General features: G+C 49.8%; 16 protein-coding genes. 9 read left to right on the plus strand and 7 right to left on the minus strand.

Annotation, left to right across the window (positions count from 1 at the left end; translation table 11 throughout):
• Window positions 1-324: 324 nt before the first annotated feature.
• Window positions 325-1,176 carry a carboxypeptidase-like regulatory domain-containing protein gene (locus EPD17_RS01740; protein WP_132051243.1) on the plus strand — a complete coding sequence of 284 codons (852 nt, stop codon included), beginning with the start codon at window positions 325-327 and terminating at the stop codon, window positions 1,174-1,176.
• Between the two features lie 95 nt (window positions 1,177-1,271).
• On the opposite strand, the gene EPD17_RS01745 is transcribed toward EPD17_RS01740, so the two are convergent.
• Window positions 1,272-1,715: a RidA family protein gene (locus EPD17_RS01745; protein WP_204743258.1), complete on the minus strand. Its 444-nt coding sequence runs from the start codon at window positions 1,713-1,715 to the stop codon at window positions 1,272-1,274.
• A gap of 189 nt (window positions 1,716-1,904) precedes the next feature.
• Here EPD17_RS01745 and EPD17_RS01750 point away from each other — a divergent pair, with 189 nt between their 5' ends.
• On the plus strand, window positions 1,905-2,345 hold the full coding sequence (locus EPD17_RS01750) for an organic hydroperoxide resistance protein (RefSeq protein ID WP_204743260.1): 441 nt from the start codon (window positions 1,905-1,907) through the stop codon (window positions 2,343-2,345).
• 486 nt (window positions 2,346-2,831) lie between these two features.
• Here EPD17_RS01750 and EPD17_RS01755 read toward each other — a convergent pair whose 3' ends face one another.
• Window positions 2,832-4,046, minus strand: a complete 1,215-nt coding sequence (locus EPD17_RS01755; protein ID WP_132051245.1) for a DUF1624 domain-containing protein — start codon at window positions 4,044-4,046, stop codon at window positions 2,832-2,834.
• 222 nt (window positions 4,047-4,268) lie between these two features.
• Here EPD17_RS01755 and EPD17_RS01760 point away from each other — a divergent pair, with 222 nt between their 5' ends.
• Window positions 4,269-4,970 (plus strand): hypothetical protein, encoded by a 702-nt coding sequence (locus EPD17_RS01760; RefSeq protein WP_132051247.1) that lies wholly within the window; start codon window positions 4,269-4,271, stop codon window positions 4,968-4,970.
• Between the two features lie 281 nt (window positions 4,971-5,251).
• Here EPD17_RS01760 and EPD17_RS01765 read toward each other — a convergent pair whose 3' ends face one another.
• The gene (locus EPD17_RS01765) at window positions 5,252-6,244 is read right to left on the minus strand and encodes an SMP-30/gluconolactonase/LRE family protein (protein ID WP_132051249.1); all 993 of its coding nucleotides are present in this window, start codon (window positions 6,242-6,244) and stop codon (window positions 5,252-5,254) included.
• 600 nt (window positions 6,245-6,844) lie between these two features.
• Window positions 6,845-10,132: a VPS10 domain-containing protein gene (locus EPD17_RS01770; protein ID WP_132051251.1), complete on the minus strand. Its 3,288-nt coding sequence runs from the start codon at window positions 10,130-10,132 to the stop codon at window positions 6,845-6,847.
• A 322-nt stretch (window positions 10,133-10,454) separates the two neighbouring features.
• Between EPD17_RS01770 and EPD17_RS01775 the strand changes: the two genes are divergently transcribed.
• The 6 genes from EPD17_RS01775 (at window position 10,455) to EPD17_RS01800 (ending at window position 18,412) form a co-directional block, all read left to right on the plus strand.
• Window positions 10,455-11,201, plus strand: coding sequence for an RNA polymerase sigma-70 factor (locus EPD17_RS01775; RefSeq protein WP_240040705.1), 747 nt, complete (start codon window positions 10,455-10,457; stop codon window positions 11,199-11,201).
• Window positions 11,198-12,187 carry a FecR domain-containing protein gene (locus EPD17_RS01780; protein ID WP_132051253.1) on the plus strand — a complete coding sequence of 330 codons (990 nt, stop codon included), beginning with the start codon at window positions 11,198-11,200 and terminating at the stop codon, window positions 12,185-12,187. The genes EPD17_RS01775 and EPD17_RS01780 overlap by 4 nt, the downstream gene beginning before the upstream one ends.
• A gap of 250 nt (window positions 12,188-12,437) precedes the next feature.
• The gene (locus EPD17_RS01785) at window positions 12,438-14,294 is read left to right on the plus strand and encodes an LA_2272 family surface repeat-containing protein (protein ID WP_132051255.1); all 1,857 of its coding nucleotides are present in this window, start codon (window positions 12,438-12,440) and stop codon (window positions 14,292-14,294) included.
• Window positions 14,295-15,056: 762 nt separating this feature from the next.
• The gene (locus EPD17_RS01790) at window positions 15,057-17,381 is read left to right on the plus strand and encodes a TonB-dependent receptor (RefSeq protein WP_132051257.1); all 2,325 of its coding nucleotides are present in this window, start codon (window positions 15,057-15,059) and stop codon (window positions 17,379-17,381) included.
• A 21-nt stretch (window positions 17,382-17,402) separates the two neighbouring features.
• Window positions 17,403-18,110: a head GIN domain-containing protein gene (locus EPD17_RS01795; RefSeq protein ID WP_114234475.1), complete on the plus strand. Its 708-nt coding sequence runs from the start codon at window positions 17,403-17,405 to the stop codon at window positions 18,108-18,110.
• Between the two features lie 8 nt (window positions 18,111-18,118).
• Complete coding sequence (locus EPD17_RS01800; RefSeq protein WP_132051259.1) at window positions 18,119-18,412, plus strand: hypothetical protein; 294 nt, start codon at window positions 18,119-18,121, stop codon at window positions 18,410-18,412.
• 102 nt (window positions 18,413-18,514) lie between these two features.
• Here the strand turns inward: EPD17_RS01800 and EPD17_RS01805 are convergent, their stop codons facing one another.
• The 3 genes from EPD17_RS01805 to EPD17_RS01815 all read right to left on the minus strand — a co-directional run bounded on the left by EPD17_RS01805 (window position 18,515) and on the right by EPD17_RS01815 (window position 23,254).
• Entirely contained in the window at window positions 18,515-19,555 is a 1,041-nt protein-coding gene (locus tag EPD17_RS01805; protein ID WP_132051261.1) for a PAS domain-containing sensor histidine kinase, read from the minus strand.
• Window positions 19,556-19,970: 415 nt separating this feature from the next.
• On the minus strand, window positions 19,971-22,433 hold the full coding sequence (locus EPD17_RS01810) for a DUF5916 domain-containing protein (RefSeq protein ID WP_132051263.1): 2,463 nt from the start codon (window positions 22,431-22,433) through the stop codon (window positions 19,971-19,973).
• Window positions 22,434-22,672: 239 nt separating this feature from the next.
• Entirely contained in the window at window positions 22,673-23,254 is a 582-nt protein-coding gene (locus EPD17_RS01815) for a nuclear transport factor 2 family protein (protein WP_132051265.1), read from the minus strand.
• Window positions 23,255-23,373 lie beyond the last annotated feature (119 nt).

Here is a 23,373-nt window from a genome sequence, read left to right on the forward strand (position 1 = left end):
TGCCCACCGGGATAGAAGCAACGCAGCAAGCCCTATTTAGTTGCATTTCATAACGTATGTCAGGGCAGCCGTAGTATGGAAACGGCAACGCAGTTTGTAAAAAATCTAAGCGCCAACATTACCATTTTGCCTATCGTGTATTTACATAGCTCCATCAATTTTCCGAAGCAATAAATATTGCTCTGGTTTTAGTCCATGCATCAATTCAGGTACGGATTTACGCAGTTCATTTGGTCCGTCCGGAGCTTCATGGCAAACGTCATCAATGATGGGTTGATGCCCGCTATTTTTATACTTTCACATCAACCAAACTAACCACAAACCATGTACAAGTATCTGCAATTAAAATTATGGCCGTACACCCTGGCCCTGCTGCTCGCTTTCTCTTTTGCTTCCTGCGAAAAAATAACCGATCCCATTGAGGAAGGCGGTAAACTGGAACCCAACACCGTTACCGGCAAAGTAACCGATGCGCAAGGCAACGCCCTGGGTGGTGTAAAAATAAGGGCCGAAAACCCGCTGGGCAACAACATGCATGTGGATGGCACTACGGGCGCCGATGGCAGGTATTTATTAAAACTTACGGGCATTGGCGGCTGGAAAATCTATGCATGGAAAGAGGTAACCTACAAAGGCAAGGTATACCACCTGCGCCTGGGCATGAAAGAGGCTGCTGATTATGATGCATTTGCCACCAACGATAAATCGGTAACCAAAGATTTTGTGTGGAAGTTAAGCGGCCGCATTCCCGACCGCTCGGCCAGCCACGAAAACGGCTGGGGATATTTTGGCGGTTCGCTGCGGTTTGTAAACCTCAACAACCTGGTGCCGGCCATGGCCGCAGGCACAAAGGTTACCATTACACTCACGCCGGTAAACGGCGCCAAGTATCTTGATGGCACCCCGGCAACCCAACCGGTGGTGAACACCTTTACGCTACAGGAAGGAAACACCAATTATTACATCGGCGACATACCGGTAGCCGAATACCGCATGACCGCCTCCAGCTTGCTGAACGGCGTAACCAAACAAGTATACATTGGCGGCAACAGCACTACCGCTTTGTTTGAGTGGCTGGAGTTCGATTTCGATCCCGCCACCAACTCAACAGGCACTTATGAAAACGGCCTGAAATCTCCGAGTGATTTTCCTTTTTATATGGGGCAAAAAAATTGATCTTTTTTGCGGCGACGGTTTAAGTAAAAGGAGCGGCTGTAATGGCCGCTCCTTTGTTATGCTACATCATCTATCAAGAGTAAAATAAAAGTTGTCTATTTTTTAGGCAGGTGCGCAATTACTTCGATTTCTACCATGGCCTGCGGCATCAGCAGGCGGGTGATTTGCACCCAAGAGGCTGCCGGGAAATCGCCTTTATAAAATGCCTTTCGTACCGCGTTGTGCCGTTCTACTGCGGCAATATCGGTGGTAAACAGTGTTTCTTTTACCACGTGGGCAAATGTGGCGCCGTGGGCTTTGAGCATGGCTTCAATGCCGCGATAAGCATTTTGCAGTTGCGTAGCCATATCGGGGCCGTGGCCGGGCACACCGGAAATGTACAGCACGTTATCCACCAACAGCGATTGTGCACAACCGTAAGTAGTGTCCTGCTTGCTGCCGGTGCCCCAGTGCATTTTAGTTTTGGCAATGGGGGCTTTTTGTGCATGTACCAGGCCTATTGTAAGCAGCAGCATGGAGGTGGCGTAAAACTTTTTCATAAGCAAGTTGATGAGTGCAGTAAATATGCAGTGGATGGATTGGTTGGTCAACTATAAAAGTGCCGAACGGCGGCAGCTACACTGCAAAGGGAAATGCCTGATTGCGACAGCTGCTTCCCTCATAATTGGTAGGATGTTTGAACAGTAAGCCGCTCATGGTTGTTGAACAGCCAACAAAAAAGAAACAAGATGATCAAATCGGTATATACAGCAGTGGCCACAGCCACGGGCGGAAGAAATGGACATGTACAATCGGACAATGGCGTGCTGGACCTGCAGGTAAGAACACCCAAAGCCATGGGCGGCGCCAACGACGACTACACCAACCCCGAACAGATTTTTGCCGCGGGTTATTCGGCCTGCTTTGACAGTGCACTGAACCTGGTGGCGCGGCAGCAACGGATCAAAACCGGCGAAACCGCCATCACCGCCAAAGTTTCCATCGGGCCCAATGAGGCCGGTGGCTTTGGCCTTGCTGTGGAACTGCTGGTGAACATACCTGGCGTAAGCATGGAAGAAGCACAGCAACTGGCAGATAAAGCACACCAGGTGTGCCCTTATTCCAATGCGCTGCGCAATAATGTGGAGGTAAAGATTACGGTTACCAATAACGAGGTGGTAACTGCATAATATGTGAGTTCAAAGCCACTGCTGAATGAGGCTTTTTTGACGTATCAGCGGCTTTGTTATGCTGAGCGCAGCGAAGTATATGAGCGTGGTAAATAAATGGTTGGTTGTGTAAACGGCAGGCTCGCTATTGATTCAATGCTTATACTGCTGCAGTTTCGGATGCTTCGCTGCGCTCAGCATGACAGGCGCAAGAGGCTGAGCAATGGGCAAAGAACATTACAAGCAAAGTGCATAAATTCAGCGACGATGTAGGTTGCTTTTTGTCGTTAGTGTATGTCATGCCGAACTCCATTCGGCATCTCCTTACATCTGGCGGAGTTTACAAAAGCACATGGGGATGCCGAATGGAGTTCGGCATGACAGCTAATATGGAGCAATGGTTTACTATAGTTGCTTGAGAAAAGCACAATAGAAATACAGAACGTACAAGGGTGCGACGCAACAGGCGCCGAATAGCAACACAAAAGCCGGTTACAAAAACACCACTTACAAATAACTCAGCCACCACCAATCTTTGCGCTTTTTCAGGTTGCCGTACCACAGGCACAGCGGGTACAACAGGGCCACCACGGCCAGCCACGTAAGGTAAACCTGCCACAGGTGCAGCCCCACACCCGGCACCACAAATTTGAAGGGCACACCTTCGGCGCCTTTGAGGCCCTCGGCAATGGTGCCGCCCTTGGCCAGAAATATCATCGCCGCAATCCCGTGCAGGATGTAAAAATGCAGGATGTAGTAAAAAAACGGCACCCGGCCATACACGGTGGTGATGCGGGTAAATGCATTGCGCCAGCCATCGGCAAGGGCCAACAGGAGCAGCGCCGGCCCCAGCGTCATGCAGGTAAACAGCAATGAAGGCGGGTATTTTTGGGTGTTTACAAAAGACAGTGCCGTACGCAGGGCATTGACCTGCGGTGCCCAGGGCAGTGGATCGCCGTAGGCATTGGTGGCCCGCAGCAGTATAAACAACAGCACGGCACCAGCGCCCAACCCGGCCAGCCATTTGCGCCGCAGCGCCGCTTCAAGTTGATATAGTTTTCCCAAACAATAGCCCAGCAGCATGATGCCCGTCCAGGGTAAAAACGGGTACAGGATGCCCAGCACATGTCCGTTGCCAAACGGGATAAACGCCTGCTGGTGCAGTAAACTATACAACAGGTTTTGCGGCGCCTGCCCCGCAGCTTCGGCGCTGTCCAGCGCATTGTGGCCCAGCAAAATAAGAGCGCCCAGTGCCAGCAACACACCAAAAGGCAGCCAGATAAGACCCGCCAGTATCACCATCGAAATACCAATAGCCCAGATGACCTGAAGGAAAATAAAAGTCCAGCCGGGATCGAACGAAATGCCAAACGTGACCAAGGTAATTTCCACAAGGATCAGCCACAGGCCGCGTTTTAATAAAAATGCACTGAGCTGGCCCTTGCTTTTGCGGCGGCTTTGCAAATAAATGGAAGTGCCCGAAAGGAACACAAATACCGGCGCACAAAAATGTGTGATCCAGCGGGTGGCAAAAAGCCAGGGCGTGGTGGTTTGCAGGTTGGTGGGATCTTCGGTAAGTGCGCCAAAATGCAGCAGGTCGCGGGCATGATCGAGTGCCATGATGATCATGACCATTCCGCGCAGCGCATCGATGCTGCTGATGCGGTAGTTGCGTAAAACGGGCTGTGGTGCGGGGGCTGTGCTCAAAGCAGTGGCTTGCATGTGTGGGCAGTTGTATTGTTTAGTTGGCGGTGTGCTACCAGGCTGGTGCTGTCATCGGTTGCTATAAATGTAGTTGTTTACCCGCCGGGCTGCAAGCCGGTTTTGCCCTGCTCTGTTTTCTTTTTAAAAAAGCCTGCGGCAAAATTTAAGGCCGGCAGGCCGGGCGGTGCCTACCTTTGTGGCGCCGGGGCCGGGCTGCGGCTTTTTTCCAATTACAGATACATGAGTGAAACAACTTTACGCGGAACCATTTCTTTTGTACACTACGATAAACATTTTGCCACCATCGATTACGATGCGAAAGGCAAGGCAAAGACTGTGAACTTTAAAACCCGTGGCAAGGATGAAGGCCAAAAGCCGCAGCATTACCGGGTGGGCGATGAGGTAACTTTTGAGCTTAAGCTCACCGACCGCGGCGACCGCATGACGGCGCACAATGTGCGGGTGTTGTTTAACCCGCTGCTGGAAAAACTGGTGCAAAAATCAAGACATGAAAACCGCTTTTCGGGGTATTTGAAAAAGGTGGATGATGCGCTGTTTATTAAAGAAGTGGAAACCTACCTGTTTTTTCCGCTGCAGCTTTCGCCGTGGGAAACACATCCTTCGGAGGCATCGTTCAATACGCCTTATTCGTTCCGGCTGGTTAATGTGGACAAACAAAAAACGATTGCGGCCGAGCTGGCTTTCCCGGTGTACAAACCCGAGTACCGCCAGGCCGAAGCAGCCATGGAAGCTAAAAAACCCTTGATGGCCGTGGTGACTAAAGTATCGCCCTATGCGGTGTATGTAAGCTTGTTTGATGGCGCCATGCAAAGCAAAATGCCGCTGCCCGCCGAAGGGCTAAACGAACTGAAAGAGGGCGACGAGTTGGAAGTGCGCATCAGTTATTTAAGCCCGCAAAAAGTGGTGGTGGTAAAAGCGTAGTTATGTTTTAGCAGACTATCTGCATTCATATATAATCGTCAGGGTCTGTATGTTGTCATGCTGAGCGCAGCGAAGCATCTGAATGTTGTAGAAAAAGAATTGATCAATTACCAGCAGACTTCTTGTTAACCCAAAATTTGTGCAGGTGCAGGCTCAGATCCTTCGCTGCGCTCAGGATGACAGGCAAAGAGGATGACGATGTTTTAACGGAATATCATTAGCACGATACATAAAAAAATCCCCGCCGTAACGCGGGGATTTTTTTATGTAGTAAAACAAAATTAAAACGGCCTTGTATCCGACAGAGGCACCTGCTGGATGTTGAATACATCGCGGCCAGTGGCCCGCTGGTTGAGGTAGGCGTAGAGCACATACACGTTCTTGCCATCGCTGGTGGCCGTGGTAGGAAATACGGCGCCGGTGGCATAAGTATCGGTTTGGGTACCACTTGCCCATTTGTTGTTGGTGGTAAACGATTGCACCCGGGCCGCATCGGTACCGCCGGCATTGCTCACCACAATCAGTTGTTTGCCGTCTTTGCTCAGCAACAGCCCATCGGGGCCGGCCAGCAGCGCATCCAATTGCACTACGCTGTATTGTGCAGGGTCTTTTGCACTAAACTTGATTACCTGGTTGCGGGCACTGAATGCCACCAGCAGGTAACCACCGCCATCGGTGCCCCATTCAATGCCATTAAATCCAAAGCCGCTGGTCAGGGCAAATGCATCGCTTTGGAAAAAAATGCTGGCCTGGCCATCGGGGGTTATTTTATAAATAATGGGACTGGCCGAGTTGGTAACATAAGCGTTGCCCTGTGGGTCCAGTGCCACATCGTTGATGAAGAGCGGTGCACCTGGAGCCAGTGCAGCCAGGTCGGCGTACCAAAGGCGCTGGCCGGTGCGGAGGTCGTATGCACCAACACCGCCCACATTGTTGGTCACCAGCAGGCGCTTGCGGGCAGCGTCGAGCTCCAGCCCGTTAGTGGCCACTAACGCAGGATCGTCGATGAAGGTGGTGTAGCTGCCATCAGTTTTCACAATGCCAATATCGCCACGGGTCAGCGAGCTTACATAAAACCAGTTGTTGAATGGGTCGTACACCACGCCTTCCGGAAATAGGTTGGTTTGGGTAAAATCAATGCGTTGGGCAGTGGTGGCTTTTTTCTTTGCTGCCGAAAGGGTTTCGGCGGCAGTGGTGATTTCGGACTGTTGCGCTTCACGGCTGCAGGAAGCCAGCAGCAATGTAGCTGCCAGTGCCAGGCTCATTTGCTTCATGTAGGTATTGTTTAAGGGTGAAAATGAATTGTTTCAGAAAGGCATGGAGTACTGTGCCAGCAACAATTTGCAGACCACTGAAGCGTAGTGAAACCGGTTGGGTTCTTATCAACTCTTTTCATGCTCAGCTATATTGGTAAATGGTTGTGTGCACCATCAATCATAACAACTAAGGGGCAAATCGGTTGGATGGGTAATGATTGAGTGCAATAAAGATTTTTACTAACAAGCGGTTCTATTGGTTTTTCGGCGCAGGTAGTCTTTTGCCTTTGTCATCCTGAGCGCAGCGAAGGATCTGAGTTCGCACTAACGGGCTTCATAAAAAACAAAATAGACCTTCCTTTATTCAGGTAATGACTTTCTATACAATATTCAGATCCTTCGCTACGCTCAGGATGACAGGCGACGTGTTTGCTTTTAAAACGATGCTCTGATAGATGACGACATCACGTTATAATTTCATCGACATCAAACTTTTTATTGCAGAAAGGAAATACCATTGACAAACACATAGCGGCAACACATCACACCAATACCAACCACTCTTAAAACAAATAGCCCCGCAAATGCGGGGCTATTTACTAACTATAAAAACATTTATCACTGCACCGGCGTGTATTCTTTAAACAGGCCCAGCTTTGTTCCTTCCACCAACTGGCGGTAAGGTTTCCAGGCGCTTTCATAAAAACGGTTGATGCGGGCAACGGCAGTACCAACCATTGCTTCGGCATTGCGCACCAGCACCGCTTCCTGCTCGGCAGGTGCTACACTTTTACCTAAAATATACTGCTGCGCGGTTTGCAGGCTATTCATCACCGTTACCTGCTGCGGGCGGAAGATGCCCTGCTTATCTGTCGTGCGGCCGTTTACAAATTCACGGATGTTTTTAAGCGAATCCTGCAGGCGGGTGGTGAGTTTGCGTACCGAGTCGGCATCCTTACCTTCCAGGCCACGCAGTTGCGCCTGCATTTTGGTGAGCACTTCTTCCCAGTCGCGGAGGCCATCCATAGCGGTTGCTAGGCGTTCGGTGCTTTTACGAAGGCGCTCCACTTCACGGCGCTGTGCCTGCAGCACGGCACCATCGCGGCTGATCCGCGGATCGTCTTTGATGGTGATCATGGTCGAGTCCCTTTCAGCACCCATTTGCAACACTACTTTATAGGTTCCGGGCAACACGGAGAGGCCGCCGGGTTCGGGTGCATTGGGCCTTGGCTTGGGCGCATTGGGGTTGCGGATGCCCCGCTCCTCCATGCCCCACCAGCCACGGTTAAAGCCTGTATCGGCTTTCCATTTCAGGTTGCGAATGATTTCGTTGCGGTCGTTGTAAATGCGCACCTGCACCGAGTCGGCCACGGTTTTGGCTGCCGCACTATCCATACGGGCACCGGCCGCTCTTTGGCCTGCAAAAAGAATGCTGTCTTCGCCCTGCACCGGCTTTTCCAACACTGGTTTTGCAGCACTGGCATTACGTACCACTGCACCCTTGGCGGATGTTTTTGCAGCAGCTGGCTGTTTAGCCGCTACCGGCGATTGTACCAAAAATGAAATGGCGGCACCACGCTGACGGTTGTCGGCATCGTAGAGGCCATAAGTGCTCCATTCGTAGCCCGGCGCTGCGCGGTAGCTGGCCAGGTAAGCATCGGGGGCAGGGAAAACAGTGAGCCGGCGGCCGGCAATATTGTTGGCTGCAGCCATGCGGCGCAGGGGCCTGATATCATCCAGCACCCAAAGCGACCGGCCAAAAGTGGCAATGGCCAGGTCGGCTTCCCGCTCCTGGATGGCCAGGTCGTAGGTAGAAACGGAAGGGTATCCATGTTTCCATTGTTCAAAGGTAGCGCCGTTATCCAGCGAAACCCAGAGGCCATTTTCGGTGCCCAAAAACATCAGGTTCGGCTCTTCGGGATCCTGCAAAACGGTCAGCGCATAACCAGCCACTTTCTGCTCATTTACCACCCGGCTCCAAGTGCGGCCATAATCGGTGGTGCGGAACACATAGGGCTTGAAATCGCCGCGGCGATAATCGTTGACCACCACCAGTGCTTCGCCGGCATTGTGCCGCGAGGCACGGATCTGCGGGATCCAGGCGCCTGTTGGCATGCCCGGAATTTTACCCCTGAAGTTGGTCCAGGTCTTACCACCGTCGCGGGTCAGTTGCACATTACCGTCATCGGTGCCCACCCAAATAACGCCCTGCTCTTTATACGAAGGTGCAATGGTGAGGATGGTATTGAAATTTTCGGCGCCGGTCACGTCAAGCGTAAGGCCGCCGTTTTCTTCCTGCTTTTGCTGCTCGGGGTTGTTGGTCGTCAGGTCGGGCGAAATGATTTCCCAACTGGCGCCTTTATTGGTGCTTTTATATAAAAACTGGCTGGCAAAATAAACGGTTCCCTTTTGCAGCGGGTCCACCGCAATGGCCGAGTTCCAGTTAAACCGCAGTTGCGTTGCTGTGTCCAGCGCCGGCGGCTTAATGTTCCAGCGTTCGCCGGTTTGGTAATTGTATCGGCCCAGGTAGCCCATCTGGCTCATGCTGTACACCCAGGATGGATCCTGCGGATCGGGCACTACATCGAAGCCATCGCCACCACCCACGTTTTGCCAGTAATAGTTGCGAATCCCGCCATTCATCCAACTATATGCCGGACCATGCCAGCTGCCATTGTCCTGCATGCCGCCCATTACATTGTAGGGAACCTGGTCGTCGACATTGATGTGGTAAAACTGGCCCACTGGCAGCTTTTCATCAAACACCCAGGTTTGGCCGCGGTCGCGGCTGATGCCGATGCCACCGTCGTTTCCTTCAATGATAAAGTTGGGATTTGTGGGATGGATCCACCAGGCGTGGTGATCGGGGTGGATGCCCGAGTAAGGCAGCATGGTTTTAAAATTGCGGCCGCCGTCTTCGCTATACGTTACTGTTGAATGAATGTCGTAAATGCGGTTTTCGTTGGCGGGGTCCACATAAATTTCCTGGTAGTAAAAAGGCCGGTCGGTTACTTCATCAGGCTTGTTGTTGACTAACGTCCAGGTAAAGCCGCCGTCGTTGGAAGCATACAACCCGTTTTTGGCAGCCTCCACTTTTGCATACACCCGGCTGGGCATGCTGCGGGCAAAGGCCACGCCAATGCGGCCCAGTTCGCCGGCAGGCAGGCCGTCTTTGGGCTCCAGCTTTTTCCAGTTGCGGCCGCCATCAATGGTAATGTAGAGGCCACTGCCCTTGCCGCCGCTTTTAAAACTATACGGCGTGCGGCGGTGCTGCCACATGGATGCAATGAGCTTGTTGGGGTTTGATGGATCCATCACCAGTTCGGCTGCGCCGGCGGTATCATTTACATACAAAATGCGGTTCCAGGTTTCACCGCCGTCGGTCGATTTGTATACACCTCTTTCGGCATGTTCTGCATAAGGGTTGCCGATGGCCGCGGCATATACCGTTTGCGGGTTGGCCGGGTCGATCACAATGCGGTGGATGTTCCTTGTTTTTTCGAGGCCCATGCGCTTCCATGTTTTGCCGCCGTCGAGGCTTTTGTAAATGCCCTCGCCAATGTTCAGCGAGTTGCGGGGGTTGCCTTCGCCGGTGCCCACCCAAATAATATTGGGATTACTTTGCTGGATGGCCAGCGAGCCGATGTTGAGCGTGGGCTGTTCATCGAAAATGGGCGTCCAGGCGGCGCCGGCGTTTTCGGTTTTCCACACACCGCCCGATGCGGCACCTACGTACCAGGTATCGGGTTGGTTGTGCACCACGTCGATCGAGGTGATGCGGCCGCTCATCCCCGCAGGGCCAATGTTGCGGGGTTTCCATGATTTTAGTTGGGCAATGGATGGTTTCTGTGCCGATGCGCCAAGGCATAGCAACAGCAAAAGGGTCAGCGTAGCTGTAATTCTCATGCGATTTTTTTTACATGGTAAACATAAAGCAAACAGCGGCCGCAGCAAAAAGGGAATGATGAAGGGTTGTTGCGAGTGCATTGGGTTTTTGTCCCTGTCATCCTGAGCGCAGCGAAGGGTGACAAAGGCAAGAGGATGCAACTACAGAAAATGGCAAAACACCTTCGTGTTCCTCCGTGCTCTTCGTGCCTCCGTGGTTTAATTCCGTGCCCGGTCACCCCGCTCATAACATTACCGCCGCCAGAGAAAATTTTTCTGATAAAATTTGCGGCGGTAAATAGGGGTAAAGCGCTGCTCAGTTGTAGTTAAAGAAAAAACCGTTTTGGCCCAGCCCGTTTTACATATACCCATTTACCCGCGGCTGCACATGGAGGTAAACGACACGGCACTCGTTGCACAACTGGCAAAGCGGAACGAAGCTGCTTTTGAACAGGTTTTTAAAACGCATTTTAAAAACCTCCATGCCTACGCCTGCTCCATACTGAAGGACGATGCAGCGGCTGAAGAAGCGGTACAAAACGTGTTTTTTAAATTGTGGGACCGCTCCGATAACCTCACCATCAGCGGCTCGCTGGCTGCTTACCTATACCGGGCTGTAAACAACGAAAGCCTGAACCAGCTGAAACACCAAAAGGTGCGGGCCAATCATGCATTGCACGTAGCTTATATTGCGCCTACCCACCGCGAAACACCTTCCAAAACCCTGCAGGCAAAAGAGCTGGAAAGCCGGCTGCACAAAGCCATGAACGAGCTGCCCGAGCAGTGCCGCACCATTTTCCAGATGAGCCGTTTTGAAGAACTGCGCTACCGTGAAATTGCCGATCGGTTAGGCCTCTCCGTTAAAACCGTGGAGGCGCAAATGGGCAAGGCATTGCGTGTGCTGCGCGAAAAACTGGCCGACCTGTTGCCGCTCATCATCTGGCTGTTGCTAACGCTTGCGCCGCTGGCAGCAAAAACCGCCAGGCCACAAAAACGGCAGGCAATTCATAAGTCTTCGTGCAAGTTTGTTCCTTCGTGCCTTAGTGGTCCAACCTTCCTTTTCCCTAACCCTAAAAAACAGACCAGTTGAGCCCACAATACAACGATATGATGCAGGAGCTGCTGGTTAAACTGCTGCTGAGAGAAGCCACACCGGAAGAGCAGGCCACCGTGCAGGCATGGATTGCAGCCAGCGAGGAAAACAACCGGATATTTTTACAAACAAAAAAACTGTGGGAAGAAAGCCGGCAACTGGCCGCAACCCGTCCCGTTGATGTGGATGCTGCATGGCTGCGCATGCAACAACGGCTGCAGCCAAAAGATACAGCCCCTGTAGTGCCGGTAAAAAAAGCATTCAACTATTCGTGGTTGCGCATTGCTGCCCTCTTTATTGTGTTGGCCGGTGGCATTTGGTGGGCATTGAGTACCCAGCAGGAAGGCGCCGAACCGGTGCGCAGCCTGGCCCTGCAAACCACTACACAACCCATTAGCGATACGCTGCCCGACGGTTCCATCGTTACACTGAATAAAGCATCACGCATCAATTACCCGTCGAAGTTTAGTGGCAACACCCGCGCCATTGCGCTACAAGGCGAAGCGTTTTTTAATGTGGCACCGAACAAAGACCAGCCGTTTGTGATTACGGTAAACGATGTGACGGTACGGGTGGTGGGCACATCGTTCAACATCCGCAGCGAAGGGGGCAAAACAGAAGTGATTGTGGAAACCGGTATTGTGCAGGTAATGCACCACAACAAAGTGGTGGAGTTAAAACCTAAGGAAAAAATATTGGTGCAGCCGCAGGATTCTGTTTTGCAAAAAGAAGCGGTAGCCGACCAGCTGCATAATTATTACCGCACCAAGGAATTTGTATGCGATAATACACCGCTTTGGAAGCTGGTGGAAGTGCTGAACGAAGCTTACGACAGCAACATTGTAATTGGCCGCAACAGCCTGCGTAACCTGCCGCTGAACACTACTTTTTACAATGAGCCGCTGGATAATATTCTTACCGTGATCAGTGCAACATTTGACATTGAAGTGGTGCGGAAAGACGATGCAATTGTATTGCAATGATGATTGGCGCATTTGACAAAAGATGCAGTTCCGCTGTTCTGTCATCCTGAGCACAGCGAAGGAGCTGAGCCAGAAACAGCAACAAACTAACTAAATGAAAATCCATCATTGTAGCAATATGCTTGAGTAGGACAACTCAGATCCTTCGCTGCGCTCAGGATGACAAAGTCATAAACTAAACTAATTGCAATGCAGCAACTGTGGCAAAATTGCTCACGGCGCTGCTTCACAAACCTATTTTCAAACAAACATGTTTTACCAAACATCCATAAAAAAATGCTTGTTGCTTGGGCTTGCGCTGGCTGCTTATGTAACTGTATTTGCGCAAAGCAACCTCGATAAAGTGGTGCCCGTAAATGTTACCCGCCAGCGCCTGGACCAGGTGCTGGAAATACTGAGCAACCGCGGAAACTTTTATTTCTCCTACAACTCCAACATTGTAAAACGCGATAGCCTCGTAACACTGGCTGCAGCCAACCGTTCCGTGCGTCAAATATTGACTACGCTGTTTCCCTCCGATTATGAATTTCGCGAAAGCGGCAACTACATCATCATCCGCAAAGCACCGGTAAAGTTGACCATTGTTACCAATAAAGCGGTAACGGTAGACAACCAATATATTGTTAGCGGCTATGTGCTCGACGACCATACCGGCATGCAAATACCCGATGCCAGCATTTATGAAAAGCGGCTGCTTGTTTCTACAATGACGGATAGCAAAGGCTATTTTAAACTGAAGTTTAAAAACAAAGTACAAACGGCTGCACTCACCGTCAGCAAAGAGTTTTACGAAGACACAACGGTGCTGATCGAGCCCCGGTACAACCAGCAAATAACGGTAACACTGCTGCCCGAAGGTGCACCTGATATCACCATTGTAAAGCCGGAAGATTATTTTGTGCCCGACTCACTGCGGGTACGGGTTACCTCGCCATCGGGCACTACTGAGTATACTTATGTGCGACAGGATTCGGCACGGGTGGAGCAAACAAGAGCAGGTGCTTTTCTTGTTTCATCCCGGCAACGCATACAATCCATCAACCTCAAAAAATTCTTTACTGACCGGCCGTTTCAAATTTCACTCACACCGGGTTTGAGCACTCATGGCAAATTGAGCGGGCAGGTAATCAATAATTTTTCGTTCAACATATTGGGTGGTTATTCAGGCGGTGTAAATGGTTTGGAAATCGGCGGCTTGTTTAACATCGATAAAAAAGATGTGCGCTTTGTGCAGGTAGCTGGCCTGTTCAATATAGTTGGCGGACAGGTGCAAGGCCTGCAGGTGGGCGGCATAACAAACAATGTGTTGAACAACACCTATGGCCTGCAAATTGGCGGCGTTAGCAATTACGTTAAAGGTGATCTTGACGGGTTGCAAATTGGCGGCGTGTACAACCACGCAGCAGGTTTTGTAAAAGGCATGCAGATCGGTGGCGTGGGCAATTTTGCAAAAGAAAAAGTAAGCGGGATGCAGGTGGCCGGCGTGGGTAATGTTGCCAACCGCGACATGAGCGGCGTGCAGATCGGTGGCGTGTTTAACTACGCTAAACGCATGAAAGGCGTGCAAATTGGTTTGATCAACATTGCTGATACATCCAGCGGATACAGCATTGGTTTGATCAATATTATTTTGAAAGGTTACCACAAATTTGCGCTGTCATCGAACGAAGTGACCAATATAAATGCCGCTTTTAAAACGGGTAGTCATCGCCTGTATAGCATCTTGCAGGCAGGCATGAACATCAGCGAATGGAATGCAGATGCACTCAGCAAAGAGCAGGCATACAGCTTTGGTTATGGCCTGGGCAGTGAGCTTTCGTTGGCCCGCTGGCTGTCAATCAACCCCGAAGTAAGCGCCAACTATTTGTACCTGGGCGAATGGAAAGATTTTAATTTCCTCGGTAAGGCCGCATTAAACCTCAACCTGCGGCTGGGCAAATATTTTTCCATTTTTGGTGGGCTGGTGTTCAACGTTTATTACACAGAACAAACAAGCGGCGTTCCGGGTTATCGCTTTCCCATGCCGCCATCAGGATATAATAAATACCTGGTGGGCAAAGAGTGGCCGGGATGGATTGGTTGGAATGCAGGCATCCATATTTTTTAGCAACGAAGCCCTCTCTTAATATATTAAAACGCAGTTGTACGAATAAACGTGGCTGTTTTATCTGATCAGCTTGAGCCGATTATTTATTGCTGCATGAAGCATGTAGGTAAAACGTGTGCATTGCATGCGCAGGTAATAATTAGCACATATCCATCAGCTACATTCATCCGAAAGTTCATCACTCATCACATGGGCGTAGCCCATACATGTCGGTAGCAAAAAATACAACATCGATTTTAAGTTGGGCATCGCCCAACCCTGCTGCAACAATTAATCTGTTCGATGCGTTCGTGTTGGGTTGGGCGATGCCCAACGGGTATCCTTAATCTTGTTGCTGCTACCAACGGGCATGGGCTACGCCCATGATGCAATTGCAAGAGGCTTGCAGCAGTGTGTATTTATAAGTATGTAAAAACACATGGCACTTTGAAACCTGGTAGCAAATGCAGTTGCAACATCCCCATTTCATTTCGCTTATCCAAACCATCTGCCGCTTATCACAGACTACAGGAAAAAAGCATCTTTTCATGCGGTGCGCATAGGGGTAAAATAGCGTTGCGTTGTCGTTCTAATAAATACGCAATTACAATGACACCAAAACCAATACTGACACAACCCGCAACCATCGGCTCATCTGGCGCTTTCTGCCACTCAGGATGCAACAGTGCCGCTCTATCCAATTTAACTTCTAACAAGAAGCGTGCGCTGTTTACTTTGAACCTACGGCAACACAAGCGCTTCAGCGCAACAACCAAAACGATTATGTTTTTTCTGTGCTTATTTTATTTGCAGGCATCTGCGCAACTTACCCAGTCGGTTCGCGGCACCGTTACCGATGCCGTATTGCAATCGCCTGTAGCGGGTGCTACGGTCACCATTGCAGCCCTGCAAAAAACAGTCACCACCGATGCACAGGGAAGCTTTCGTTTTAGTGGCGTGCCTGTTGGTTCGCACCAGATCCAGGTTTCACACATCGGCTATCAATTACAAAGCCTCGACAACATAACCGTGATTGCAGGCAAAGAATCGGTGCTAAATATTTCATTGCAACACACCGTACAATCGGAGCAGGAAGTGGTGGTAAAAGCAGCAGGCAAAAAGAATCGTCCGCTGAATGATATGAGTACCGTAAGTGCCCGTGCATTTACTGTGGAAGAAACACAGAAATATGCAGCCGCAGTAAACGATCCGCTGCGCATGGCCACCGGCTTTCCGGGTGTAATGGCTGCCGATGATGGCGCCAACAGCATCATCATTCGCGGCAATGCTCCTACCGGTTTGCTCTGGCGCATGGAAGGCATTGATATTCCTAACCCCAATCATTTCAGCGAAGCTGGTGCAAGCGGTGGCGGCATTTCCATACTGAGTGCACAACTGCTGGCCAACTCCGATTTTGTTACCGGCGCATTTGCATCGGAATACGGCAATGCATTGAGTGGGGTGTTTGACCTGAAGCTGCGCAAAGGCAATAACGAAAAACGTGAGTACACTTTGCAGGCTGGTTTGCTTGGATTGAACGCCGCTGCAGAAGGCCCGATTGCACCGTTCTATAAAGGTTCGTATGTGATCAACTATCGCTATTCAACCTTGCAATTATTAAGCAAACTGGGCCTGCCGGTTGACCAGGGCAGCAGCACCAATTTCCAGGATCTTTCTTACAACATCCACCTGCCAACTTACAAGCTGGGCACCTTTGGCATCTTTGGTTTTGGCGGCTTGAGCAGTGTAAACGATAAGGCGGTAGAAGATTCGGCAAAATGGGAAAATAGCTACGACCGCTATGCGTCTAAATTTATTTCCAACACGGGCATGAGTGGTGTGACGCACAGCATTTTGCTGGGGCAAAAAACACATGTTCGATCTGCGGTTGCTTATTCCATCAACAAGATTGGATACAACGAGTCGCACATTGAAGACGACCTTTCTGTAGCACCCAGTTATAAGGAAGCATACATCACCAAAAAGTGGACGGCTACTACCACTGCCAATCATAAGTTCAACAACCGGCACACGCTGCGTGCAGGCGCCATTGCCAACCTGATCAACTTTGATTTTTACCGCAAGTCGAAAGAAAATCCATTCGCAGAATTAAAAGAAACCATCAACACGCAAGGGCAAACACAAACAGTGCAGGGCTTTGCACAATGGCAATACAAACCGTCCAATGCAATCACTTTCAATGCAGGTGCACATTACCTGGCCTTATTGCTCAACAACACCAGCGCTATCGAACCAAGGGCTTCGGTGAAATGGGATGTGGGCCGCAGAACCAGCCTCTCAGCCGGCTTCGGCCAACACAGCCAGATACAAGCCCTCGGTGTATATTTTGCGCAGGTAGCCGATGCCAACGGCAGCGTTACACAACCCAATAAGGCCCTGGAGCTCACCAAAGCCAGACACTATGTTTTATCGCACCAATATGCACTGGCCAAAAACCTGCGCCTGAAAACAGAACTGTATTACCAGCAACTGTTCAATGTGCCGGTAAGTGCTGATCCGGCAAAGACTTTTTCCACCCTCAACATTCAAAGCGACTATGTAACCGACCCATTGGTGAACAAGGGCAAAGGCCGCAACTATGGTGTTGAAATATCGCTGGAAAAATACCTGAGCAATCAATTTTATTACACGCTCAGCAACTCGTTCTACCAATCGAAATACACGGCTGCCGATGGTGTGGAACGCAACACCCGTTTTGCCGGAAACCACATCAGCACACTGCTGGCGGGTAAAGAGTTTGTACGCAGCAACGGCAACAAAACATACGGCATCAACATCAAAACCATTTATGCCGGCGGCCTGCGCACTACACCGGTAGACTTGGAGCGATCCAAGGCAGAAGGCTACACCATCTTTCGCGAAAAAGATGCATTCAGCCAGCAAAACAGTGCTTACTTCCGCACCGACCTGCGCCTCAGCATGAAGTGGAACAAACAGAACCGCACCTCCACGCTTTCATTGGATATACAGAATGTAACCAACCGGCTGAACACACATAGCCAGTGGTTCGACAGTGAAAAAGGCGAACTCGTTTACGCATACCAAACCGGCCTGCTCCCGGTACTCAATTACAAAATCGAATTCTAAACTTTTAAACAAAATAACATCATGAAAAATCTCAGTATTGCATTAATGGCCCTGGCATTGGGCTTTGCATCTTGCAAAAAAGTAGTTGGCGATGGGCCAATGGTTAATGAAACACGCAACGTTACCAACTTCACCGGCATCGACCTGCGCATGGGCGCCGATGTAAACTTTAAAATCGCACCGGAGTTTAAAGTGGAAGTGCGGGCACAGGATGAAATTCTGCGGGTGCTGGACACTTATGTATCGGGTGAAAAACTGGTGATCAAATTTGAAAACGATGTGCGGGTACGGCTGCACGATGGCGTATCGGTAACGGTAACGGCACCAAGTCTGCGCAGCTTGCGGGTAAGCGGCTCCGGCGACATCCGCACCACCGGCGATATTCAAAGTGCGGCCATGGAAATGGACATCAGCGGCTCGGGTGATATAGACATGCAACACCTGGCTACTGATTACCTGGATGCTACCATTAGCGGCTCGGGCGATATTAAAGTATTCAATGGCACCGCCACCGAAGAAAAGCTGAAGATCAGCGGCAGTGGCAGCATTAACCTGGCAGGTGTGGCAGCTAAAAATGTGCAAACCCGCACCAGCGGATCGGGTGATACAAGGCTACGGGTATCGGATAGGCTGGATGTAACAATTGCCGGCAGCGGCTCGGTTTATTATACCGGCACACCGGTAATCAATGCATCTATTTCCGGCTCGGGTAAAGTGCGTCAGCAGTAAATAAAAGGTTGGCGGTATTCATCAAAAAGCACAAAGAGGAAACTTCTTTAGTTTTCTTCTTTGTGCTTTTTTTTGCGCTGATCTTTATGAGTCGATGGTTCCGTTTTACAATTGTAAAAACAACACTTCCAGCAATTATGGTCATGCAAACTTTTAGTTCATGGCGTGTTGCTGATGCTCATTACCTTTTAATAGTAAACGAACCGCAACAACCGCAATTTTTTTCAATAAAAGGGATAAAAAACGGCCGGGCTTGTTTGATTATTCAAATAAGTTTTTACCTTTACCTCGGTTTTTCATAGGATATTGGATTTTACACGAGGCTGGGTTTCTACCCGGCCTTTATTTTTTGCCATAAAAAAAACCGGCGTTGTGCCGGTTGTGCTATAGAACTTCCAATGTATTTAATCCAACGGAATGATCACCGATATCAGACAGCCCTGCCCCGGTGCTGTATCTACATACACTTTACCATGATTGAGTTCGGCACGTTTGAAAATATTGTTTAGCCCCAACCCTCTTTTTACACCATTCGGATTAAAGCCTTTGCCATCGTCTTTTATTTCCATGTTGATGGCATTTTTGTCGGCCTGCAACGCGATATGAATGGAAGCTGCATCGGCATGTTTTACAATATTGTTCAACTGCTCCTGCATGATGCGGAATATGTTGGCAATAATGGCAATGGGCGCATTGTTCAATGCATCTTTGCCGGTAATGCTCAGGCGGTAATTAACACCGGTTGCCAGCTTTATTTCTTCCAGTGAATTTTTTAACGACAATTCAAAATCGCTGAACGTAAGCGAGCCCGAACTAATGCGGTGACTGAGGTTCCGGATCTCGTTGATGCTTTCTTTTAAAATGGTGTATGCTTTCGATACAAAGGGCAGCGGCGTGTGGCCCTGCAGCTCCTGCTCCAGCAATAGTTTGCAGGTGGTCAGGTTCTGGTTGATGTTGTCGTGCAGTTCCGATGCAATTTCATCCCGTTCGCTGGCCCTTGCCGTTTCGATGGCGCGGTTCAGGGTGGAGCGGTTAACCGACTCCTGGCTCAACAGCTTTTTCAGCAAAATCTTTTTATCGGTAACATCTTCGCCAATGGTGATGATGCCTTGTACACTTCCGGCCTCATCGAGCATCAGGTTGCTGTTCCAGCTCACAAACAATACCCCGTCGTTAAAAGAGCGGATGCAATTTTCAAAATTGCCCATGATCTTTGTTTCCTGCCGCATAACCTGGTTGAAATAACTTTTTACTTCAACCTTGTTTTCCGACACTACAAATTCATCGATCCAATCTTTATTCAGTACTGTTTCTTTTGCTGCGCCAATAAGCTGGCAACCCCATTGGTTGATGTAGGTTACCCGCCCGTCCACACCGATCACCAAAATGATCACGGGGGCTTTGTCGAGGATAGTTTGGGAAACCTGTATGTTGGGAAGCATCATTGCAGAGGATATTAGGTATACCGGATTTTCCACAAAAGTATATTTTCTTATAGAGAATTTTTTAATTTATATAGCCCGTTTTAAAAGAATTTATTAGCACTCAGCAGCAACAGCTGATAAAGCTATTCAATAACCGGAAAAGTTTTGATGAAAAAGCGGTTTGTGTAAGCCATATTATGGATGAGCAAATAAATCCACAATGGATGAGCTGATTTACTCGCCTCCACGTTTACAATTTTCCGGAATGCTGTTTGTACTTACCTCTTCGGTTTTTCATAGGATATTGGATTTTAGACCGAAGCCGGGTTTCTACCCGGCTTCTTGTTTTTATGATGGTGTATGCAAAAGGCTGTTCTAACGCATCGCTTTATCTGTTATAAAAGTTTTTATTGGGGCCTTGGTGCTCTTCTATTTTTTACAAGTTATTCTGCTTACGGCTCCTGCCTTTTTTCAAATCAAGATAGTCGAGGTAATACAGCACTTTAATGGACAGGTTGTTGTTTTGCGGTGCATCAATAGTGCGGCCCAGGTTGCGGAAGTATTTAAAATTTACCGCATCGTTGGAACTGTAAATGGCATTTTTCCAAACAACATTGATAAAGCTGCCTGGTGCAAACTGCAACGTATAAATAGCATCGATGTTGAAGAAGTTGATGTTCTGATATTGAATGGTGGTGCCGTTGGCGGCACGTTCTTTCAGGTGGCCATCGGCCTGCAACTGGTACAGTTGCTGCGGCTCCACTTTGCTCCAATAATGCCTTGCCCGGAACGTTATGCCCGACTTGTTGTTGAAATTATATTTAGCCCGCAAAATGTTTTCCCAGGTGAGGCGGTTGCGCCTTGAAAAAATAATCTCATCGCCATTGAGTTTATAAAAGCCCGCTTCGTTTTTCGATGGCCCGCCCATTACGGTATGCGTCAGCGAAAATTTATCGTTGAACCGGTAGCGTTGCTCCAGGTTGGCTTCTACAAGTTTACCCGAAAACATTTCCGGGAAAGCCATGAACGTACCGGCACTTACGTAATACTTTTTAGCGTTGTTGCTTTCCACCCACACATTATAGCGCCACGATGGCGGTGTGCGGTAAAAGCGGCCGGCAGTGCGGGCTTCGTAAAAATCGTTGCCATTTGCATTGCGGCCCACAAATACACCGGCCCACCACAGGTTTTTGAATTGTATGTTGGCGTTTACATTGGTATAGAAAATCTGGTGGTCGCCGGGCTGAAACCTGCGGCTTAATGTAGCGTTGTAGTTTACCTGTATGCGGTTGTAAAAACTTTTGGGTTTCAGCCAGCGGTAGGCCGTCCAAAAGTAATGGTCCATGTAATTGTTGTTGAACAGGATGCCCATGTCGTTGATGTCGTACTTGGCATCGGCCACTTCCTGCTGCAGTGTAAACAACCAGTTGCCGCCTGTTTTATTGAACGATACATTGTGCGAATAGCCCGTACTGCTTTTACCAGCAATATTGGTGAGGTGGCTTGCGGCAAATTTTCCGTACCAGTTAAAGCGGTTCTTTTTGTTGTTGATATCGAGTATGACCGCACTTACGTTGGCATCATAGTCATTGCCGCTGCGCAGCACATTGGTGTTGATGAACGACACCGATGAATTGTTCTTCAGCGTTTGATCCAGCACCATGATGTTGTAGTTGGTGAGCGGGCTTGTTTCTACGGTGCGGCTGTGTTTTGCATCATCTTCAATGGTGGCCCGCATGGGTTTGGTAATGGCATTGAAAAAACCAATACCCAGCCCGCCTTTGGTGCGCCCCGAAATTTTGGTGGCATTGAGCAGCTTGGCTTCCTGCGGGTTTTTTACGATGCGTTCGCCGCTGCCCAGCCTTCCTTCAACGTCATAATAATGCAAGGGCTGGCCGCCAATACGCCGCGAATAAAACAGGTTGCCTTTGCTGAACAGCTCGGTGCCTTCAGTAAAGAACGGGCGGTTCTCGTTGTACTTTACTTCAAACGGCGACAGGTTCAGTACCTGGTTGTCGCTTTGTACCTGGCCAAAATCGGGCACCAGTGTCATATCGAGGGTAAACGCATCGGAGATGCCGTATTTCACATCCATGCCGCCGTTTACCGAAGCGGTTACATTTTTACTGCCTGCGGCATTGGCCGGGTAATGATTGGCATACGCCGAAAAATAAGGCGACAGCGAAAGCCGCACCGGCGCTTTTATTTTGTCGATGCCCACCCATGCCCCTTCCTGACTCATAAAGTTGTTGATCTTCTGGTCCACGGGGCTCCACATGTATTGCTGGCCGCTTTTGTTGCGGCGGCGGGTGATGTTCAGTCCCCAGGTTTGGTTGGCAGCGCTGCTAAACCGAAGGGCCGAGTAAGGTATACGCATTTCAAAACTCCACCCCCCTTCCATCAGCTTCGATTCCGAATCCCAAACGCCGTTCCAGCTGCCGTCTTCGCCGGCAGTGTTGGAGTATTTGGCATCAAACTGTTCGCCCAGCGGCGTTACATAAAATCCAAAGCCGTTGATCTTATCGTTGTACGTATCGAAAATAACACCCACAAAATCGTTTACGCCCACTACATCGCGGCCCACCAGTTCGGTAGATACGCTGTCTTTTGATTTTTCGTAGCAATAGCCGCCAATGTACACGGAGGTGTTATCGTACAGCAGGTAAATTTCGGTGCGGTTGGTGTTGTCTTCGGGCTTACCGGCAGTGGGCCGCCACTCTACAAGGTTGGTAGCAGGCTGCGCGGCTTTCCACAGGGCTTCATCGGGCACGCCGTCAATTTTAGGCACGGCCACGGTACGCACAGCGGGCAGTTGCCTGGCCACCCGGGGCACATCCTGGCCTTGTACACCAAACGAAAAAAGCAGCAAGGCAAATAATAGCAAGGCACTGAATTGCATAAAAGAACAGCAGGTTTTTGTTGGCAACGGAATCCTGCATTTATAACGGCAAATAGAGCACAGGGGTTACTGTGCTGGAGCAAAATAGACCGCCTGTTTGGCAAGCGGCAAACTACCCGGATAAATGGCAAACGGTGGTGGACAACGGCGGCCCGCCAACAAATGATGAGTGCCCTGCAACAACAAAAATGCAGCACCGGGTGAGTGCTGCATTTGCATAAAAAAACAATTTGACCTGTTTACTGTTGTGCCTCTTTGCCCTGGTACAGCCGCAAATAATCTACTTTGCCATCGCGGTTGATGCGCCAGATGTGGTGAAACTCGGTGCGGTTACTGGTGCCGCCCGAATTGCCCCAAACCAGCACCCAGTCTTCCATGCGGTCGGTGCTGCGCATGGGCACCACTGCCGATACATTGATGGTCATATCCGGCTCGCTGGTACGCATTTGCTTAAAGGCACCGGTCAATGCCTCAATGCCCCGCACCGTGGTGCCATCGGGGAAAAATACAATGGCAGTATCGGCAAAAGCATCGGACATGGAAAAAAGATTGGTTTCATAATCCTTGATCAGGTTCAGCACCATGCGGCTGTGTGCCGGGTTGCCCATGGTAAACTTGCCGGAGTAAGTGGGCACATAAGGGAGTGCGCTGTTGTTAGCTGTTTCCATGCGGGCAGCCGGCATGGCTTCTTTTGCGCCTTTGGCTTTTGCTTTTGTTTTTTCTTTGGCAACAGGGTTGGCGGTGCCGCTTTGCTGGCTATAAGCTGTTGTGCCGGTGCCGAGGCTTGCTGCCGCCAGCAGAACAAATAAGAGCTGCTTCATGTGTTTTTGTTTATGGTGAAAAAAGAATGGACAGTTTTGAAAAAGGCACGGGTTAAAAGCGTAGCAGACAGGAAAGGATCACCAATTAAATTACCCTCTTTTTTTACCGATTGCAAGCA

This window comes from Pseudocnuella soli (assembly GCF_004347775.1).
Lineage (GTDB): Bacteria > Bacteroidota > Bacteroidia > Chitinophagales > Chitinophagaceae > Flavisolibacter > Flavisolibacter aquaticus.

Coding starts and splice junctions, on each gene's coding strand:
- EPD17_RS01805 (WP_132051261.1), bottom strand. CDS start 19,555: ATGATGCTTCCCAACATACAGGTTTCCCAAACTATCCTCGACAAAGCC.
- EPD17_RS01745 (WP_204743258.1), bottom strand. CDS start 1,715: ATGAAAAAGTTTTACGCCACCTCCATGCTGCTGCTTACAATAGGCCTG.
- EPD17_RS01810 (WP_132051263.1), bottom strand. CDS start 22,433: ATGCAATTCAGTGCCTTGCTATTATTTGCCTTGCTGCTTTTTTCGTTT.
- EPD17_RS01750 (WP_204743260.1), top strand. CDS start 1,905: ATGATCAAATCGGTATATACAGCAGTGGCCACAGCCACGGGCGGAAGA.
- EPD17_RS01795 (WP_114234475.1), top strand. CDS start 17,403: ATGAAAAATCTCAGTATTGCATTAATGGCCCTGGCATTGGGCTTTGCA.
- EPD17_RS01815 (WP_132051265.1), bottom strand. CDS start 23,254: ATGAAGCAGCTCTTATTTGTTCTGCTGGCGGCAGCAAGCCTCGGCACC.
- EPD17_RS01770 (WP_132051251.1), bottom strand. CDS start 10,132: ATGAGAATTACAGCTACGCTGACCCTTTTGCTGTTGCTATGCCTTGGC.
- EPD17_RS01740 (WP_132051243.1), top strand. CDS start 325: ATGTACAAGTATCTGCAATTAAAATTATGGCCGTACACCCTGGCCCTG.
- EPD17_RS01755 (WP_132051245.1), bottom strand. CDS start 4,046: ATGCAAGCCACTGCTTTGAGCACAGCCCCCGCACCACAGCCCGTTTTA.
- EPD17_RS01790 (WP_132051257.1), top strand. CDS start 15,057: ATGTTTTTTCTGTGCTTATTTTATTTGCAGGCATCTGCGCAACTTACC.
- EPD17_RS01760 (WP_132051247.1), top strand. CDS start 4,269: ATGAGTGAAACAACTTTACGCGGAACCATTTCTTTTGTACACTACGAT.
- EPD17_RS01765 (WP_132051249.1), bottom strand. CDS start 6,244: ATGAAGCAAATGAGCCTGGCACTGGCAGCTACATTGCTGCTGGCTTCC.
- EPD17_RS01785 (WP_132051255.1), top strand. CDS start 12,438: ATGTTTTACCAAACATCCATAAAAAAATGCTTGTTGCTTGGGCTTGCG.